We start from the raw sequence: 19797 nt of genomic DNA on the forward strand, positions 1-19797 counted from the left end.
TGTGTTATGCAGGCTACTACTTCGGGGTTAATCTCACTAGAACAAGCTAGCAAACTTGTAGACCTGCTTACTCAGGGTGAGCAGGAGCAAGCTGATGACTTGGTCAGAGAAATTGCAACACCTATCCAAAAAGAACTATTCGATGAGGTTGGAAGACTAACTCGACAGCTACACAGCGCTATTGTTGATTTTCAAGTTGATGACAGACTGGTGACTTTAGCAAGCACTGAGATCCCAGATGCTAAAGAGCGCTTAAATTATGTCATCGATATGACAGAGCAAGCTGCTAATAAAACCATGGATGCTGTTGAAGAGTGTTTGCCTCTTGCTGATGTGCTAACTACAAATATTCAGTCGGTTAAGCCTAAATGGGCGAAACTGATGAAGCGAGATATTGAACTGACTGAATTTAAAAAACTATGTCACGATGTTGAGCAATTTGTTGAGCAGAGTGAGCAAGATTCTATACGCCTCAAAGAGCTATTAAATCAAATATTGTTGGCCCAAGATTTTCAGGATTTGACGGGGCAGATTATCCGCAGGGTGATCGATTTAGTTCGAGAAGTAGAGAGTAATTTAGTTTCGATGTTGACCGTATTTGGTGAGCAATCTGTTGTCGATAGTTTACCTACGTCGGAAACAGGCATTGAAGCTGAAGGACCGATAGTGAACGCAGAGGAACGAGAAGATGTCGTAGCTGGTCAAGATGAAGTTGATGATCTGCTATCGAGTCTAGGTTTCTAATTAGGAGTCAAATTAATGTCATTTGATGTTGATGAAGAGATACTGCAGGACTTTTTGATAGAAGCGGGTGAGATTTTAGAGCTTTTATCAGAACAGTTGGTCACTTTGGAGAATAATCCAGAGGATACGGAACTGCTAAATGCCATTTTCCGTGGGTTTCATACGGTCAAAGGGGGGGCTGGTTTTCTCAGTTTGAACCCTATGGTCGATATATGCCATGAAGCTGAAAATACGTTTGACCTACTTCGTACAGGTAAGCGTGATGTTTCTGCGGAATTGATGGATATTATTTTGCATGCTGTCGATGCCATCAACTCAATGTTTGCTCAAACGCAGGCGGGTGAGGAACAAGATTCTGCCGATCCTGATCTTCTTGCTAATTTGAAACTTCTCAGTGCAGGTAAGTTATTACCTAATGAAGGTGGAGCAGATGCCGTTGAAGAGAGTTCTGAAACAGATAACTCAGCTGCGGAAATATTTGAGGAGCCAGCTCAAGATGAAGCTGAAGTAGACTCAGATCAAGGCATTGATCTATTTGATGAAGAGCCAGCCTCAGGCGATGGTGATAGTAGTATTGATGAAATTGATGAGTCTGAGTTTGAAGCACTGCTTGATGCTCTTCATGGAAGCGCAAATGGTGCGGATAAATCTTCAACAGAGCAAACTAGCGAATCAAGTTCAAATGATGATATTACTGATGATGAATTTGAATCGTTACTGGATAATCTCCATGGCTCTGGCAAATTTAAAGCTAATGAACAAGCTGCTAAAGTGGAGGAAACTCCGCCACCTCCGGTCGATTCTGATGACATTTCGGATGATGAGTTTGAAAAGTTGCTTGATGAATTACATGGTTCTGGTTCACCCAAAAATGTCAGTGAGCCAGCCCCAGCAGCGGTAGAAAAGAAAGCTAAGCCTGAGAAAGTTGTACCTACTGAGCCTGTTCCTAAAGATGTACCTGTTCCCAAAGCTGCACCAGCTCCTAAAGCTAATGCAGCACCTAAAGCAGCAGGAGCTAAACCTGCAGCTACCAATATGCCTCAGGCTGAAACGACGGTGAGGGTTGATACTGCTCGTCTCGATCAGATTATGAACATGGTTGGTGAGCTTGTTTTGGTGAGAAATAGATTGCTTAGCCTTGGCATCGCTCGTGATGATGAGGAGATGTCTAAAGCTTTGGCAAATCTCGACCTAGTGACAGCCGATCTACAGGGTGCAGTCATGAAGACTCGTATGCAGCCAATCAAGAAGGTGTTTGGCCGCTTCCCACGTGTTGTCAGAGATTTGGCTCGTACACTGAAAAAAGAGATCGATCTTAATATGATTGGTGAAGATACCGATCTAGATAAAAACCTTGTAGAAGCACTGGCAGATCCACTAGTCCACTTAGTGAGAAACTCAGTTGACCATGGTATTGAGATGCCGGATGTGCGAGAGGAAACAGGAAAGTCCAGAACCGGTACAATTACCTTGTCTGCAAGTCAGGAAGGCGATCATATCTTGCTTAAAATTGAGGATGATGGCGCTGGAATGGACCCCGTAAAGCTGAAAGAGATCGCTATCAGTCGTGGGGTGCTGGATGAAGATGCTGCATCGCGTATGTCCGATACTGAAGCTTATAATTTGATTTTTGCTCCTGGTTTCTCTACCAAGGTTGAGATCTCAGATATCTCAGGTCGTGGTGTTGGCATGGACGTGGTTAAAACACGTATTGCCCAACTCAATGGTACGATTCATATCGATTCCATGAAAGGGAAAGGCACGGTATTAGAGATCAAGGTTCCACTTACTCTGGCTATTATGCCTACGTTAATGGTTGAGGTTGCTACTCAGGTTTTCGCCTTGCCTTTATCGAGTGTGAGTGAGATCTTCCATTTAGATTTAACCAAAACAAATATTGTTGATGGTCAGTTGACCGTCATTGTTAGGCAAAAAGCGGTGCCACTATTTTATTTAGAACACTGGTTGAGCCGAGACCCAAGCGCATTGGTGCATGGAGATAAAGAGCACGGACATGTTGTTATTGTTCAGTTAGGTACCAGACAGATAGGTTTTGTGGTTGACTCTTTGATCGGCCAAGAAGAGGTGGTGATTAAGCCACTAGGTACCCTGTTGCATGGCACTCCAGGAATGGCTGGTGCAACAATTACATCCGATGGCGGAATAGCTCTTATTCTTGATATTCCTGGTTTATTAAGTAATTACGCAAAAAAATAAAACTAAATGCGGATAGGAAATTGAATGAGCATTAAAGTTCTCGTTGTTGACGATTCAAGTTTTTTTCGTCGAAGGGTGAGTGAAATTGTTTCTAAAGACCCTGATTTAGAAGTCATTGGCACTGCAGTTAATGGAGCTGAAGCAGTAAAAATGGCGGCAGAGTTAAAACCTAATGTCATTACCATGGATATAGAGATGCCGGTAATGGATGGTATTTCTGCTGTGCGGGAGATAATGGCAAATACCCCAGTTCCTATTTTGATGTTTTCCTCTCTGACACATGATGGCGCAAAAGCAACGTTGGACGCTTTAGAAGCGGGGGCGCTAGATTTTTTGCCAAAACGTTTCGAGGATATTGCAACCAATAAAGATGAAGCAATACGGCTATTACAGCAAAGGATTAAAACCATTGGGCGTAGAAGGGTTTATAAGCCAATTACTCCTTCTGTAACTAAATCAGCGCCAACACCTGTGTCAAGGCCTTTGACAACATCTGTCGCACCAAGAGCTGTAAGTGGTTCGGCAGCATCTCCTAAACCTAGTATTATTAATCGTGCCTCCGGTAAAAAATATAGAATATTATTGATAGGTACATCAACAGGTGGTCCTGTTGCGCTGCAAAAGATATTGACTAAATTTCCGCAAAATTACCCTCATCCCATCTTGTTGATCCAGCATATGCCTGCAGCCTTTACGCCTGCTTTTGCTTCTCGCTTAAATGCCTTATGTAAAATAGAGGTAAAGGAAGCTGTGTCAGGAGATCAATTAAAAGCTGGTCACGCCTATTTAGCCCCAGGTGGAATGCAGATGATGCTAGAACGTGCCGGTACTCATGGTCGCTTGAAGATTGTTGCTGGAAGTGAAGATATGAATTACAAACCATCAGTGGATATCACTTTTGCTTCAGTGTCTAAAGTACTAGGCAAAGATACATTAGCTGTTATTTTAACTGGGATGGGAGCCGATGGTAGAGAAGGTTCACGTATGTTGAAAACCTCTGGAGCGACAATTTGGGCACAAGATGAGGCTTCATGTATTGTGTATGGTATGCCGCAAGCTGTAACTGCTGCTGGCCTTTCAAGTCAGTCTATAGGGCTTGAACAGATGGCAGATGCTATTTTACGAGAGTCATCAAATGGCTAAGTCTAAGGGAAAGTTTAGTACTTTCTCTATTTTGATCATCTTTCTACTTTCAGTTGCAGTATTCGTATTTGCCTCCTTGTACCTTGAAACCCGGCATAAAAATGAGCTCTTAGTATTAGAGGTTCAACGGCTGGAAAGTAGTCAAGTATTACTTATGGTTCCTGATGAGCAAGCTGAAGTTGTTGCTAAGTGGATGTCTGAAAACCCAGAAGCAACAAAAGCCCTGTTAGAGCAAGCCAAGCCAAAACAGGAAGTGAAAGTCAGTGTTGGGCCAGGAGTCGTTGATTCAGTTGTGAACACACCCGCTTTTGACAAGAATAGTAAAACGGCTGCACTAGAGATGAGTGATGAACATGTTGATGAAGCTCAATTTGTTTCTGAAAATCTGCCGCAGGAAAAACGAACAGAAAATACGATTGACGATATGAGTGAAGTATTGCCTAAACCTAAAGAAGCAGTTGTACCTTTTCAAGAAACGATAAAGAATAAAATAAGTACTGACAAAGGGGATGAGAGTAGACTGGTTGCCCCTAGAACTATTTCAGAAGATGAACAAGGTGTAAAAGTCATCGTTTTGCCACATGGTGGAATTAGAGTGACAACCCGAGAAAATGATTAGTCAGACAACTTAAGGATAGCAGTTGAGGGGATTTCTTTGAAAATCTGGACAATAGCGAATCAAAAAGGGGGAGTTGGTAAAACAACGACTGTAGCGAGTTTAGCTGGTACCTTAGCTAAACGCGGCTTGAGGGTGTTGATGATCGATACCGATCCCCATGCTTCTTTAGGCTACTACCTTGGTATTGACTCTGAAGATGTTAATTCATCTCTTTACGATCTTTTTTTAGAGCATAGGCAACTGACTACAGAGTTAGTAAAAGAGCATATAGTTTCTACTCAAGTTGAGGGGATAGATCTACTCCCATCAACAATGGCATTGGCAACGCTAGACCGCTCATTAGGGCACCAAGGCGGTATGGGGCTGATACTCAAAAAGATACTATTGTTGGTTGAAGAGAGCTACGATATTGCGTTAATTGATTGTCCACCAGTGTTAGGCGTGTTGATGGTGAATGCTTTGGCAGCGAGCCAACATATCATAGTCCCTGTTCAGACTGAGTTTCTTGCTATTAAGGGGTTAGATAGAATGCTTAAAACCATGATTTTGATGGGGCGTTCTAAAAATATCAAATACGGCTACACCATAGTACCAACTATGTATGATCGTCGAACAAAAGCCTCATCTGCGGCATTACAGCAATTAAGTCAAGATTATGGGGAGCAGTTATGGATGGATGTAATACCAGTGGACACTAAGTTTAGAGATGCAAGTTTAGCTCATCTTCCGGCATCACATTTTGCTGCGACTAGCCGTGGTGTAAAAGCATATGCAAGGCTGTTAGATTATCTACTTGCAGGAGCATCACCTCATGTCAAACTCAGTTGATGATGCGGTTTTAGATTACTTCTCGCTATTATTGGAAGATGAAGAGAGCAGAGCAAATACTGATTTACCTGTTGAAACGGCTAAATCGCAAAAAACAGTTCAAATTCTGCAGAAAGAGTCTAAAAGCAACGTTGCTAAAATCTGTGAACAGGAAGAAAAGAGTGACTTAGCAGATATAGACAAATTTGAAGCGTTAAAAAATAGCGTCTGTGAAGAGGCCCTGCAAATTCAGAAACAAGCTAAATTAAAAACAGAGAGCTTCGTTAATACAAAAGAGCAAGATCCATTTCTTAATAAGTTAGCATTAGAGCAGCTACTTGAGCCTTTATTTAAGCCTGAATTAAAAGAAGCTACACAGGAAAAAGTAAAAGATGTTGCCGTAGCTAAAACAGATAGCAAGCATAAGGGGACTTCTGAGGCGAGAAAAGCTAAGCCTGAAGTTCGAGAGCAGGTGCTTGATGAGCAAAAACAAGCTGTAGAAACAAAGCTTGAGACAAAAACGGGAGAAATTCCGCCTAAAGTAACAAAAGATCTACTTGAAACTCTCGATGATGAGTTTCAAGTACTATTCTTTAAAGTGGCAGGCTTAACATTGGCTGTGCCGTTAGTTAGCTTAGGTGGGATTGTTAAACTTGATAGGCTCAACCATATTATGGGAAGGCCTTCGTGGTATAAAGGGGTTCAAACTCATAGAGATTCGCAGTTAAATGTGGTCGATACTTGTGCTTGGGTTATGCCTGAGAAGTATGATGATGCATTAGCTGAATCCGTAAACTATCAATATGTTGTATTATTAGAAGATAGTAACTGGGGATTAACGTGTGAATCCTTAGTGAATTCGGTAAAAATAATGAAATCGGATGTCAACTGGAGAAGCAGGTCGGGTAAGCGCCCCTGGTTGGCTGGAGTTGTAAAAGAGCAGATGTGTGGCATATTGCATGTGCATTCACTCATTGAGTTATTAAATTCAGGTTTAGGTAGTCAGGATCCTGTTGGCTGAGGTAAATATGACAGACGCAAATCAAGTAGCGGTAAGTAAAGACGACGAAGTGTTGCAATGGGTAACCTTTAGGCTCGACAATGAAACCTATGGCATCAATGTCATGCAGGTTCAAGAAGTGTTAAGGTATACGGAAATAGCCCCTGTACCTGGCGCTCCTCACTATGTGTTGGGGATCATTAACCTTCGAGGTAATGTGGTTACAGTGATCGATACGCGATCACGTTTTGGCTTGGCATCTTCAGAGCTGGATGATTCTACTCGAATCGTGATTATTGAAGCAGAGAAGCAAGTGATCGGCATTTTGGTTGATAGTGTTGCTGAAGTCGTTTACTTACGTGGCTCTGAGATTGACAATGCACCAAATGTCGGTACTGAAGAGAGTGCTAAGTTTATTCAAGGCGTTAGCAATAGAGATAATGAGTTATTAATTCTCGTTGATTTGGATAAATTATTGTCCGATGAAGAGTGGATGGAGTTAACACAAGTCTAAACGCCACCTAATCCTGAATTTTAGTCCCTAGCTATTAGGGGCTGATTTCTTGTTTCTGCTTTATAAGAGTTTTAATAGCCATGATTGGTGATGAAATTTTAATCGCTGCACTTGTGTGTGTAATTGCCTGTTTAGGTTTATTACTTTATCAGCATATTCAAACAAAAAAGTTAAAGAGTAAGGTTGATGCGTTAACCCTTTTAGTGAAGGAGAGTGATCGCCAACGTGAGAGCGTTAAGCGTGAACTGCAGGAGCTAAGGAGTGGTACTATTGGTGTCGGTAGGCGTATGTTGGAGCTTGAAAAGAGAGCTTCTCAGCATGATGCGAGATTAGATGAAGCGAACCAACAAGACCCTCAAGCTAAGCTCTATACCCGTGCGATGAAAATGGTCGATTTAGGCGCTGGTATTGAGGAGCTAGTACATGAATGTGAGATCCCTAAAGCTGAGGCTGAATTGTTAATCCGCCTTCATGGCAAAGGGTAAGCAGAGAAGGAGGGGCTTCGCCCTGCGAGGACAGTACAAGTGCCTGCTAGGTTCTAGGACGCTTCGCTGTGATATAAGAAAGTGCTGGGATCCAGTTTTGCTTTTTACCGTAAGTGAGACATAACGTTCCGTTATCCGTAAGCGTAGCGTTCTGCATTGCTCTAGATTTTATCGCAGGTCGTAGGCCTATCTCGCAGTGAGCTTGCGAACGCCCTAGCAAGGCTTCCGCGACTGTCCTATAAGCTGACGCAGTCAGCGCTCTTCTTAGCTCGTATTTATACCTCCTCCATAATTTTTTTGTGCATATTGTTCCACTCCTGTGGAAATTTCCCATCTAGCATATAAGCAAACGCAATTATCTCTGCAATAAGTAGGTATAGCTCTTTTGGGATCTCTTCACCAAGTTCCAAGTTTTGCAGGAAATTGCTTAAATCTGCATTTTTATGGATGTGAACACCAGCCTCTTTAGCCACTGAAATTATCTCTTCGGCGATTAGACCTGAGCCTTTAGCTGTTACCTTTGGGGCTTTGTTACCATCGAATCCCAATGCAACCGCTTGTCGTGTTATTTCGTTTTCCTGTTTACTCATGGAGCTCCTTAGTCGCGACTGACTTTTTATTCTGATTGGTATTACTATGCTTTAATTTTTACTAAAAAGTGCTCGCCTGGTAGTAGCGTGGCTGGAAGTTTCGAGTATTGTGCAGAGACTTTCTCTGGCGTTAGTCCAATATCGCTTAGTTTCTTTATTAACAATGGTAGTTGAGTGTCAATTTTCTTCAGCTGTTCACTATGCTCTGCGTTAATGGTCATTGTTAACTTTGAGTCAATGACGTGAGCTTGAAACAGTATGGGGCCTTGAGATAGATTAAACTTTAGTTGGAGCTTCCAGTCTGCTTGTTTATCCTCACCGTCTCTGTTCTCCTGAGAGAAATGTCCTTCAAGGTTATCTTGATGTTGATTGAAGGAGTAGGGAAGGGTGAAATACCAATTATTTTGTCCATTGGTATCATTGCTGGCCTGAGTGTAGAGAGTCAGGTTACTAATGAGCTTTCCGAGGGCTTCAGTTGTTCCTGCCTTATCGAGCATGGTCAGCAGTAAGTTACTTATCCCCGTTTTTTGTTGAGTTTTTTGAAAGTACTCTCGTGTTGCTGGGCTTATCTTGACAGCGCTATTTAGCTGCTCACCTCTAAGGCCTAGAAGAAGGTGCAAAAGTAGCGATAATGAGTTGGTATGAGACAGTGTGGCATTATTGATTGCTTTTGTATCAAAAGGAGTACTGAACTTTAGCTGATCGAGTAACTCACCTTTTATGGAATTAGGCCTTGCAAGTGAAGATAACATCGAAGGGGTCAAATTAGGGAGTAGCTTGGTTAATAAGTTCGCGATGTTATTTTGTGACGGCTTTATTGATTCGCTATCTGGGAGACTACCAGCTCTACCAAAAGCTTTATTTAATGCTGCTAACATCAATGCTTGTTTTGTTTGCGTATTAGATACAGCGGCTTCATTAGCTTTCCCTCCTTCTGCATTAACTGCTTGCTTTATCTCTATGTTGGCTTGGTTTAGAGGTTTCAGTTGAGCTATTTGAGGCTTATCTGGCGCGGAGGGGGTTAGGTGCTCCCCTTTTTTATTAGCAAGAGTGATACTTTGCTCCCCAATTGAGCCAGTTGGTTTAATGGAGGATGTTGTAGCTATGGGCTGGTTGTCGCTTTTTGTGGCGTGGCTTGAGTTCACTTGATTGGGGATTAGGGAGTCTGTTGATATTTTACTTAGTGGCTTAAATAGGTGCGAGTAAAGTTTTGCGATCTCTGGTTTGGCTTGAATCATTGAATTTTTGTTGCCTTCTAATGACATATAGCCTTTGTCTGAATTAGCTAGGGATAATTTGATATCAGTTTCTGCCACAACAGGTTTTAAAATAAGTTGCCATTGATTTTTAACAAAATGAATTTCAGGTAGCACTATTATCTGGCTTGAGCCTGTAGCTGGTAAGGCGGTGGAATGTGGTATCGTTAGCTTTAATCCGTTCGACAGGGTCAGAGCCCTATTCAAAAGATTCGCAGGAGGTATGGGGTAGCCGCCTTTTCTTGAACTTAATAATTTAAGTTGATTTAGGTTTATGCCACTCTCTTTAACAAGTCCTTTGAGCGCTTGAGGAAGCTCCAATGAAATTGACTTACCCAGTGAGATAAGTTTATTGATGGTGCCTGTGAGCTGTTTTGCTTCATTGGCTGTAGAGTGAGGTGATGAAGGGACTTTAATTAAATAATCTACAATAGAGGAGTGGTTAAGCTTTATCTGATTTGCTAGAAGGTCGATACTATAATGGTTACCTCGGACTAAGACCTGCTTTAGATTAGCAGACAATATTATTGCTTCTGGCTTTATTAATTGAGATTGAATTGCTTTTAACTGCTCAGTACTCATTTTACTTAACGCTTCAGAGGAGAGCTGTTGTGGCAAAACAGAACCTTTTGAGGTGATAGATTGACTCGCTGCAGGGGAGTGACTTGTATCGCCTTGGGCTGAAATTAGGTTGTTTATCGGTTTATTTTGGTCAGCCATGTAGTGTTTTCCACTGAAGTTACATTTGTTTTTACAAATTTATTCATTTAACAATTGATCTATTTTTTTTGCCGAGTATCCTTATCGGACTTACAGTATAATCATACTCACTAGTCTAGTTCTATATCATCCTAGGTTACTGTCTTTATCGTCATAATCGAAGAAAACCTTTAGTGTTGAATAGCTGATTAGTACAAATGACTGAAATGGATTCAGTCATGTAATCTAAGAGAGAAATATGAAGCTTAACAGGATAATGCTAATTGTAGCATCGTTGATCATTTCCCCCATTGCACTATCAGGACAGGAGGTCCTAGTAAAGCATGCTTCTAAGAATGAGGTCCATCAACAGAGTGCATCGTTAGATGATGAGGCCAATCTTGACATCAGATCGGAAACTTCACCGACTGTAACTATCTCATATAATGATCCTAGGGATCCGATAGAGGGCTTTAATCGGGCAATGTGGGATTTTAATTACCATGTTATGGATCGGTATCTCTATCGCCCCGTTTCTCATGGGTATAAGGATTACATTCCATTACCTGTAAAAACGGGTGTAAATAATTTTGTGACTAATCTTGAAGAGCCAAGTACTTTGGTTAATAACACTCTACAAGGGAAGTGGGGGTGGGCGGCCAATGCAGGAGGAAGGTTCACGATTAACACCACTATGGGTTTGCTTGGTGTTATTGATGTGGCAGATATGATGGGACTGCCACGTAAACAAGATGAGTTTAATGAAGTGCTAGGCTACTACGGTGTTCCGAATGGTCCCTATTTTATGGCTCCTTTTTTAGGGCCTTATGTAACCAGAGAACTCGCATCGGATTGGATTGATGGCCTATACTTTCCATTATCAGAATTTACAATTTGGCAGTCTTTACTTAAGTGGGGTCTTAAAAGCCTTCATCAACGTGCAGAAGCGATTGATCAAGAGAGGTTGGTAGATAATGCTCTGGATCCTTATACTTTCGTTAAAGAAGCTTATTTTCAACATATGGACTATAAAGTGTATGATGGAGATGTACCTGTAGATTTAAGTGAAGATGAGCTTCTGGATGAGTATCTTGATGAACTAGAATAAGAGCTTATTCAGGTCTTCAGAATTAGCTTGTATGCCAAACATACAGTTAACAGATAAAAGCTAAATGACGCTCATATTCTATAAAAGGACCTTGAATGGCGCTAAAAGAGCTTGTTGTATTACTTGTTGAAGATGATCCTGTTTTTCGTCGAATTGTGGCTTCTTTTCTGGATAGCCGCGGTGCAACAGTGCTTGAAGCTGATGATGGTGAGCAAGGTCTAGATAGATTTAAGCAGTATGCCGTTGATATCGTATTAGCAGATTTAAGCATGCCTATCATGGGCGGATTAGTCATGTTAAAGAAGATGTCAGAGATTAACCCAAGCGTTCCCTCAATTGTTATTTCCGGTAATCAAGTGATGGCTGATGTCGTTGAGGCGCTTAGGATAGGCGCTAGCGATTACTTAGTTAAACCTGTTGCAGATCTCTTTCTTATCGAAAGCGCTATTAAGCAATGCCTTGATGAGCGACATATGAAAGATGTGCAGCTCGAAGATATGGAAGAGCTCTCCTACCAAGAGCTGCAAGACAATTTAGTGCTTTTAGAGCAAAATGCTGAAGCAGCAAAAAGTGTTCAGCAACAGCTATTTCCACCATCTCAAATTAACTACCCTTGCGCTAAAATTGATTACAGCTTATTTAAAAGCGATGAAGTGAGTGCATACTTTATTGATACCGTTAATGTGGGTGAGCGGCATCTTGTTATGTATATGGCACACTTCACTCCTCAGGATAATCGCGCTGCATTTGGTAGCGTTCTTTTAAAGAGCTTTGTAAATCAAAAGCTGAAGCTTTTTCGTGATGGCTCAACACAAGCTATTATCGAGCCATACAACATGCTTTGTTATCTAAATGAAAGAATGACTAAGTCTGGCTTAGATATCTTTATCGATATTGTTTATGTGGTTGTAGAGCTAACTCAATTTCGTGCTTCAATCGCCCAAGCAGGGCATGGTTTACGTTGTTATCTTCGTAACAGTGAAGGACTGATGCCGCTAGCGCTGCCTGATTCTCTCCAGTTAGGTATTTTAGACTGGGGTCAACCTAGTTCACACTTTAGAACTCTAATGCCAGGAGAGAGCTTTTGTATTTCATCCAGTGCCCCTGAGCATAAACAGATGTTACTTAAAGATCACTTTTGTGGCTTGACCTATGATACAGAAACGCCAAACGGTGGTTACGTACAGCTCACTTTTTAAAGGCAAAGAAGTGCGATGACTTCGTCATCTTCTAGGACAGTCGCAAGCTCCTTGCTAGGACGTTCGCCAGCTCACTACGAGAGCGGCCTTCGGCCTGCTATAAAGGCTAAGAAGATCGCCGCTCTTATCTCTTGGTTGTATAGACTCTAGCAGTCGCTTGCGACGCTCTAGCCTTGACGAAGTCACGTTCTAGCAGGACAAAACCCATCCTTCTTTATAAAACAAACTAGACGGCAAAATGCCGACGTACAAATACAAAAACGCCTTACTATTACTAGTAAGGCGTTTTATCATTTTAGAACCTAGAACCTAGAACCTAGAACCTAGAACCTAGAACCTAGAACCTAGAACTGTGAATATATAAGCTTAGTGCTTTATACCTTCATGCTCTGCAGTCACAGCCATCTCTTCTTCAAGCGCTTCTTCTTCTGTGTGTACGGGGCCGTCTTCAGCACCGTGCATCCAGTCGACTAACTTATCAGCCATAAAGTAAAGTAGGATACCTGAAGCCGCAGCGGTAATTGCAATACCTGCGAAGATAGACATTGCATTGGCAAGCTGTTCCTCTTTTGGACCACCGTGACCGATAAATGAACCGACAACTCCACCAATCTTATTCGCTGCAGCAACGAATAGGAACCAAGCACCCATCATTAGTGATGCAATACGCAGTGGAGCAAGTTTAGTCACCATTGAAAGACCAATTGGAGATAGACAAAGCTCACCCATGGTATGGAAGAAGTAGGCACCGACTAACCACCACATGCTTGATTTAGCATTGGCATCGCCTCCCATTTCAAGTACTGCACCAATCATAAATAGGAAGCCGATACCGAGTAGAACAAGACCTAAAGCAAATTTCACTGGTGAGTTTGGCTCATTCTTACCTAAGCGGATCCAAATTGAAGCCACAACCGGTGCAAAAATAACGATAAACATCGCATTCAGTGATTGAAACCAAGTCGTAGGAACTTCCCAACTGCCTATGCTTCTGTCTGTGAAGTCATTGGTGAACAGGTTCATTAGACCGCCAGCCTGTTCAAAGCCAGCCCAGAAGATGATGGTGAATAGACCCATGATCATAATAACTTTGATACGGTCACGTTCAACTTTAGTCAGAGGCTCTTTACGTACTTCACCTTTTTCAGCAGCTTTCTCTTTTTCAAGTTGCGCAGCTGGTCTACGACCAATATCACCAAGTAGCTTTTGAGCAAACATGAACTGAATAATTAATGATAAAACCATACCAATACCGGCACAGATGAAACCTGCTTGGAAGTTACCGTCGAAGTAAGCTACAACAGAACCAACAATAATACCTGAAAGGAATGCACCAACGTTGATACCCATGTAGAAGATAGTGAAAGCACCGTCACGACGGTGGTCGCCCTCTTCATAAAGATCACCAACCATAGTTGAGATATTTGGCTTAAATAGACCATTACCTAAAATAAGTACACCAAGACCTAGGTAGAAAACTTCAGTTTCCATTCCTGGTACCCAAGCATGGGGCGTACCTAGAATGAATTGGCCTGCGGCCATCAAGGCACCACCAATGATAATGGCACGACGTTGGCCTAGATATGTATCGGCTAACCAGCCACCGATAAGTGGTGTTAAATAGACTAAACCTGTGAATGTACCGTAAAGAGAGAGGGCGTCAGCGCTAGTCCAACCTAAACCATGACCACCTTGTGATTGAACACTATCTACCAAATAAAGTACCAAAATGGCACGCATTGCGTAATAGCTGAATCGTTCCCATAACTCTGTTGTAAACAACAGGAACAATCCCTTCGGATGCCCGAGCATCGTCCCTTGGGGTTTTGCTACGCTCATTAAGTTTCCACCTTCGCTTGTGATTGCCTGTGAGACAAGTGTCGCCACAGAAAAATTGTTATTTTTTTATTTTACAGTTTTGTAACGTTGAGTTTTTAGTTAGTTTTTTATTCTAACAGTATGATTTGTTGCGTGATATTTTTTCAACTCAACAACAAACACGCTACAGACTATTGTTATATTTTAATATTTGACGCTATAAATCCTACGAAACCCATCTTATATACCCTTTTCGACTTGCTAATGTCAATTTTGCCCGCGTGAATGGCGACTATTTAAACAGGCAGAGTAAAGAATAAACGGAAAGATATTTTAACGGAGGTGGTGACTTCGTCTCGTCCGAGGATGATACGTGCTAGCACGTTCGCGAGCTCACAGCTATAAAGGCTGAGAAGAGCGATGACTTCGTCATCTTCTAGGCCAGTCGCAAGCTCCTTTGCTAGGACGTTAGCAGGCTCACTGCGAGAGCGGACTCCGTCCTGCGATAAAATCTAAAGCGAAGCTGGATTCTGGCATTCGCCGGAAAGACGGCTAAGATTCTATTGCCGACGCAGGCCGCTCTTCTCAGCCTACTGTAGGTTGGGCTTTAGTCCATCAACAAACAATGATAAACATATTAAACCTGACGGCATAAATGCCGACCTACAATAGAAGAAGGCCATTCCGTTAACCGTAGCCGTTTATGGTGTTCGCCTCTATTCTGCATCTTTTCTTGACTCTAGCAGGTCGTAGGCCGCTCTCGAAGCCAGCTTGTTGGCGTCCTAGAACCTCGCTGACACGAAGTGCCGTCCTCGTAGGGGGAAGCCCGTTCTTCTCAATTTTTTACCGTAAGCGAAGCGTTTCGTGCGGCCGCAGGCTATCCTGTTAACCGTAGCCTTTTATGGCGTTCGCCTTCGCCGTGACGAAGTCACATCCTAACCACACGAGGGACGCTCTTGAAGCTTTAATACTTTTCAATAAAATAGCAATTTGATATGATCGCTTTTGTGAATGGGACGTCGCAGATCTTAAGTGGGAGCTTAGATTGTTATGACTATGGACTTTTCCTATATTCCCACCTCTATCCGTCTATTTTTACAATGCTAAATTTTAAAGTTAGTCATAAAAGTTAGACCCTTAAAGCTATGTGCTTGTTTAGCAAAACGTAAAGAGTCAAATGACCATGAAAGCTTGGTACCTTCTATATTGTAAGCCACGCGGCGAAGCCAGAGCTGTACATAACTTAACCCTTCAAAATATCGAGACTTATCTTCCAACTATAGGCGAAGAGAAGAGAGTAAAGGGAGAGGTAAGTATTAAGCGGATCCCACTTTTCCCAGGCTATCTTTTTATCAATATTGACCCACAAGTGACAAGTGTTGCACGAATTCACTCAACCCGTGGAGTGGGTCGTATAGTTGGTTGTAATGAGCTAATGACCTCTATTGATGATTCTATAATCCACAGCATTCGTTTACGCGAACATAAGCTGCTATCTGAGTTATTGCCTGCAAGTGAGTTATCACAGAAATGTGATGGCTCTTTAATAGTAGAGATTAATCCTGGTGATCAGGTTAAGTTTACTGAAGGACCATTTGCTGACTTAGAGGGGATCTTTGCTGAGAAAAACGGTGATAAACGCTGTCATGTACTTTTTGAGATTATGGGGCAGAAGAAGCGAGTCTCAGTGCCCAGAGACAGTATAAAACCTGTTTAAGCTAAATATAGAGTTTTTAGACTACATGTTTATAAAGTAAACATTATTGCTTAAGTATATTACTCATATGTTTGTAGGATATTTGCCATAGTTGGTGTTTTGTTTTCTGTTGGTGATGTTTGTTAGTTTGACTTGTGTTTTTGAGCCTTGATTTGTTAATGAGCGCGTAAAATGTATCGCATAAGCTTGCTGTTCTACGTGATTATCGTAAAAATATGGCTGTTTATTTCGCCTTGAGTATAGACACCGATACTTTTTAGTGGTGATTAAGGTTCTAACTATTCGCTAACTGTGTTGTTTTTTTATAGGAGCATAAATCTGGGCCATAAGGGTTTTAGTAGTGCTTCCTATATTAAACACTCTTTTACGGTTGCATTTTGAGGTGGCATGCATTCGAGGCTTTAATGAACAGCATTTACATAACGGATAGCGTATAATGCGCCACTGTTTAATTTTTGGTTAGGCAGTTTTGAGAAATATGATTAAGGAAATTTGCCTTGTATAAATGAGTATGGCTTTGAAATGTCTATTTGGCATTAAGTGTTGTTAGGCGGTAACCAAACTTGAGTGAGTTTGGGTTAGCTTTATAAACAGCTTAGAGAGTGTAGTAGCTATTTCAAAGTTTGCACTTTGCTTAAAACGTGAAGAAAGAACAATAAAATTAGAGTGTCGCACTCCGCGATGGGCAATTTGGAAGCCGCAATCCATGGGCGGTAGCGTGTCCGAAGGGCTCCAAAGTTAAGAAGATTCTAGGACGCTTCGCTGCGAGGACGTTCGCAAGCTCACTGCTAGAGCGCTTTACTGCTAGGAAAGGTGAAAAGTCACAGCAAATACATTGTTGTAGGTCGGTATTTATACCGACGTTGTTGATGGGCTAAAGCCCAACCTACATTGAAGCAGAGGTAGAGCTGGTTTTTATAACTACTTGCCATAGGTCTTAGAGAGGATGACGCTCCTGCTAGAACCTAGAACCTAGAACCTAGAACCTAGAACCTAGAACCTAGAACCTAGAACCTAGAACCTAGAACCTAGAAATTTATTATTAATTGCTTATAGCTCAAAACTTGCTTTTTGTGCTTAAAACTTCTTTTAACGGAGATTATCTGTGTTACACAAAACCAAAAAAATAATCATTGCAGGCATTAGTGCCTTAGTTTTGTTGGGCACGCAGGCACAAGCTGCTATGCCGTCTCCGCAGATGATAGAGCAATTTAAAAACTTGCCAGCTTCAGAGCAGCAAAGATTGGCTAAACAGTATGGTATCGATCCTTCAATGTTAGGTGGCGGGGCGAGCTCACAGCAGCAGTTGGAAAACCCTACTTTAGTTAATGAGAGACAAAATTTTGATCGAAATGGCCAACCAGTCTATAAGCAAAATAAAGAGGAAGAAGAGCTCGATTTTGATGAAGATAAAGCGAAAACTGAACTGAAACGTTTTGGCTATGATCTCTTCAGAGGTGAGCCTACTACATTTGCACCAGTTTCAGATGTTCCTGTACCTAGCGAATATCTAGTTGGGCCTGGTGACAATATTAAAGTTCAACTTTACGGTAAAGATAACAAAGAGTACGACTTAGTTATTAACCGTGAAGGTGAGATTCAGTTTCCTGAACTTGGGCCAATCTCAGTTAACGGATTAAACTTTGCCGAGCTGCGTAAAACCTTAACTTCCCGTATCAGCCAGCAGATGATAGGTATCGAATCTAACATCACCATGGGTAAACTGCGTTCAATTCGTATTTTTGTGGCCGGTGATGCCTACAAGCCTGGTTCATACACTGTTTCAAGTTTATCCACGATCACTCAGGCACTGTTTGTTTCAGGCGGTGTAAATGAGATAGGTTCACTGCGAAATATTCAACTAAAGCGTAATGGCAAATTAATTGGCACTATGGATCTCTACGATCTGCTTATGCGTGGCGATGCATCTAGCGACCTAATGTTACGCTCTGGTGATGTGGTATTTATTCCATCAGTGGGTGGTTTAGTCAGTGTGACTGGCGAGGTTCGTCGTCCTGCTATCTATGAGTTAAAGCACCGTGAAACACTGGCTGATGTTCTATCTATGGCTGCGGGTTTAAAGTCGGGTGCTTATCCAAGAAGTAGTAGTATAGAGCGTTTCAATTCGAACGGTTTAAAAACAGTTAAAAATGTTGACCTTACTTCAGCACAAGGTCAAAAAGTTAAGGCTCTAGCGGGTGATGTTGTACGTGTAAAATCTGCTTCTAATCAATTTGAAGATGCCATTACAGTTGTTGGTGCAGTTGTAAGACCTGGTAAATATCAATGGTATCAAGGTCAGAAGATTAGCGATCTGGTCCCGTCAATTTGGGGCGACCTATCGGCTTCTGCAGATTTAGATTACGGCATTATTGTTCGTGAAGTTAATGAATATGGTGATATCGAAGTTCATCAATTTGAGCCAGGTAAAGCTATTAGCCAGAAAGTTGCCACTGATGACCTGCTATTAAATGCACGTGACAAGGTTATCTTCTTTAACTTTAGTGATAAAAGTCAAAACCGTTACGAGTTAAATAAATTAGTTAAAGAGCGCGTTTTAAAGGTCACTGAGCTTGCTGGTGACTCATTGGTTGGCAACGATCTTTTTAAAGCTGGCTTTGCGCAACTGCAACAAAAAGGGTTAACAGAGCGAAGTGAAATCGGTGGTGTTGTTATCGCAAAAGAGGCTGATGATAACGAGCAGCAAGCCATTATAGGTGAGGTCAACAAGATGTTGATCAACCTGTTCGATGATAAAGATTTGATAAAGCTTAGCTCGGCGATGAACCGCAGCGAACTGCTTTACCCTGTTGTGATGAAATTAACCACTCAAGGACGTTCAGGTAAAGAGGTTAAAGTTGTCGCTGTTAATGGTAAGGTTCGCCACTCTGGTATCTATCCACTTGCCGTAAATGCAAGAGTTGATGACTTAATAAAAGCGGGTGGTGGCCTTCAAGAAGGGGCCTACACTGCAAGAGCAGAATTAACAAGCACCTTGATAGACAGCCAAGGCTCAAGTATTCAACATCAAAATATCGATCTTAAAGCGGCTATCCAAGGTGATGAGGCTGTTAATGCAAAACTTAAAGGTCGCGATATTTTAACTGTAATGACAACACCTGATTGGCAAGAGAATAAATCTGTTGAGATCCGTGGTGAAGTTAAATTCCCTGGTATGTATAACATTCGTCGCGGTGAGACACTTAAAGATGTCCTAAATCGCGCCGGTGGATTTACTGAGTTTGCTTACCTCCCATCAGCGGTATTTGTGCGGGAATCTGTGCGCCAACAAGAGCAGTTAGAGATTAAAAAGCTTGCGGATCAACTTCGCCGCGATATCGCAACTCGCGGTGTATCGAAAGATGGCAATGTTGTGAATTATAGTGATGCTCAAATGATGCTCACCGATCTTGAGAATATCAAAGCTGTGGGTCGTTTAGTCGTCGACCTTTCTGCGATATCAGTTGGTATTGAACAAGCCGATCTTCAACTTGAAGATTCAGATATCTTGTATGTACCGTCTACCAAGCAAACAATTGCTGTAATGGGCGAAGTACAACACGCGGCAACTCATAGATTCAAGAAGGGCTTAACATTAGATCAGTATCTTGCTATGTCCGGTGGAGAGAGAGAGCGCGCAGATGGTGATAGGACCTATGTGATTAAAGCTAATGGTTCTGTACTGCTCCCAAGCCGCTCAATCTGGTTCAGCAGTGAAGACAGCCTTCAACCTGGTGATACCATTATTGTACCGCTTGATACAGAATACAAAGATAATCTAACACTCTGGACGCAAGTAACCAGCATCATCTACAACACAGCTGTCGCATTCGCTACAGTCGCAAATCTTTAGACCGCAAAGCGGTCTTAGAAACGTCGTT

Annotated in this window: 15 protein-coding genes; 12 read left to right on the forward strand and 3 right to left on the reverse strand. The window is 41.9% G+C overall.

All coding sequences use genetic code 11. The features are described 5' to 3' along the window. Positions 1-6: 6 nt before the first annotated feature. From K0625_RS16085 to K0625_RS16120, 8 genes are all read left to right on the forward strand, one after another. Positions 7-744: a protein phosphatase CheZ gene (locus K0625_RS16085; RefSeq protein ID WP_220110622.1), complete on the forward strand. Its 738-nt coding sequence runs from the start codon at positions 7-9 to the stop codon at positions 742-744. 15 nt (positions 745-759) lie between these two features. Further along, the gene (locus K0625_RS16090; protein ID WP_220110623.1) at positions 760-2961 is read left to right on the forward strand and encodes a chemotaxis protein CheA; all 2202 of its coding nucleotides are present in this window, start codon (positions 760-762) and stop codon (positions 2959-2961) included. Positions 2962-2985: 24 nt separating this feature from the next. Beyond that, positions 2986-4104, forward strand: a complete 1119-nt coding sequence (locus tag K0625_RS16095) for a protein-glutamate methylesterase/protein-glutamine glutaminase (protein WP_220110624.1) — start codon at positions 2986-2988, stop codon at positions 4102-4104. After that, positions 4097-4723: a hypothetical protein gene (locus K0625_RS16100; RefSeq protein WP_220110625.1), complete on the forward strand. Its 627-nt coding sequence runs from the start codon at positions 4097-4099 to the stop codon at positions 4721-4723. The genes K0625_RS16095 and K0625_RS16100 overlap by 8 nt, the downstream gene beginning before the upstream one ends. A 36-nt stretch (positions 4724-4759) precedes the next feature. After that, positions 4760-5551: a ParA family protein gene (locus K0625_RS16105; protein WP_220110626.1), complete on the forward strand. Its 792-nt coding sequence runs from the start codon at positions 4760-4762 to the stop codon at positions 5549-5551. Further along, positions 5535-6551, forward strand: coding sequence for a chemotaxis protein CheW (locus K0625_RS16110; RefSeq protein WP_220110627.1), 1017 nt, complete (start codon positions 5535-5537; stop codon positions 6549-6551). The genes K0625_RS16105 and K0625_RS16110 overlap by 17 nt, the downstream gene beginning before the upstream one ends. A 7-nt stretch (positions 6552-6558) precedes the next feature. Further along, positions 6559-7044, forward strand: a complete 486-nt coding sequence (locus K0625_RS16115; protein WP_012324275.1) for a chemotaxis protein CheW — start codon at positions 6559-6561, stop codon at positions 7042-7044. 80 nt (positions 7045-7124) lie between these two features. After that, positions 7125-7529, forward strand: coding sequence for a DUF2802 domain-containing protein (locus K0625_RS16120; protein WP_220110628.1), 405 nt, complete (start codon positions 7125-7127; stop codon positions 7527-7529). 275 nt (positions 7530-7804) lie between these two features. Here the strand turns inward: K0625_RS16120 and K0625_RS16125 are convergent, their stop codons facing one another. Next, complete coding sequence (locus K0625_RS16125) at positions 7805-8119, reverse strand: EscU/YscU/HrcU family type III secretion system export apparatus switch protein (protein WP_220110629.1); 315 nt, start codon at positions 8117-8119, stop codon at positions 7805-7807. Between the two features lie 44 nt (positions 8120-8163). After that, entirely contained in the window at positions 8164-10095 is a 1932-nt protein-coding gene (locus K0625_RS16130; RefSeq protein WP_220110630.1) for a hypothetical protein, read from the reverse strand. A gap of 238 nt (positions 10096-10333) precedes the next feature. Between K0625_RS16130 and K0625_RS16135 the strand changes: the two genes are divergently transcribed. Together K0625_RS16135 and K0625_RS16140 are read left to right on the forward strand one after the other, a co-directional pair. Beyond that, positions 10334-11182, forward strand: coding sequence for an MlaA family lipoprotein (locus K0625_RS16135; RefSeq protein ID WP_220110631.1), 849 nt, complete (start codon positions 10334-10336; stop codon positions 11180-11182). A gap of 95 nt (positions 11183-11277) precedes the next feature. Next, a complete protein-coding gene (locus K0625_RS16140) occupies positions 11278-12381 on the forward strand; it encodes a response regulator (protein WP_220110632.1) in 1104 nt (367 codons plus the stop codon). Between the two features lie 366 nt (positions 12382-12747). Here K0625_RS16140 and K0625_RS16145 read toward each other — a convergent pair whose 3' ends face one another. Beyond that, complete coding sequence (locus K0625_RS16145; protein ID WP_012324281.1) at positions 12748-14220, reverse strand: peptide MFS transporter; 1473 nt, start codon at positions 14218-14220, stop codon at positions 12748-12750. A gap of 1162 nt (positions 14221-15382) precedes the next feature. On the opposite strand from K0625_RS16145, the gene rfaH reads away from it, so the two are divergent. Both rfaH and K0625_RS16155 read left to right on the forward strand, forming a co-directional pair. Beyond that, positions 15383-15916: a transcription/translation regulatory transformer protein RfaH gene (gene rfaH, locus K0625_RS16150; RefSeq protein WP_220110633.1), complete on the forward strand. Its 534-nt coding sequence runs from the start codon at positions 15383-15385 to the stop codon at positions 15914-15916. Positions 15917-17021: 1105 nt separating this feature from the next. Further along, on the forward strand, positions 17022-19769 hold the full coding sequence (locus tag K0625_RS16155) for an SLBB domain-containing protein (RefSeq protein WP_220110634.1): 2748 nt from the start codon (positions 17022-17024) through the stop codon (positions 19767-19769). Positions 19770-19797 lie beyond the last annotated feature (28 nt).

This window comes from Shewanella nanhaiensis (assembly GCF_019457885.1).
In the GTDB taxonomy this organism is placed as follows: domain Bacteria; phylum Pseudomonadota; class Gammaproteobacteria; order Enterobacterales; family Shewanellaceae; genus Shewanella; species Shewanella nanhaiensis.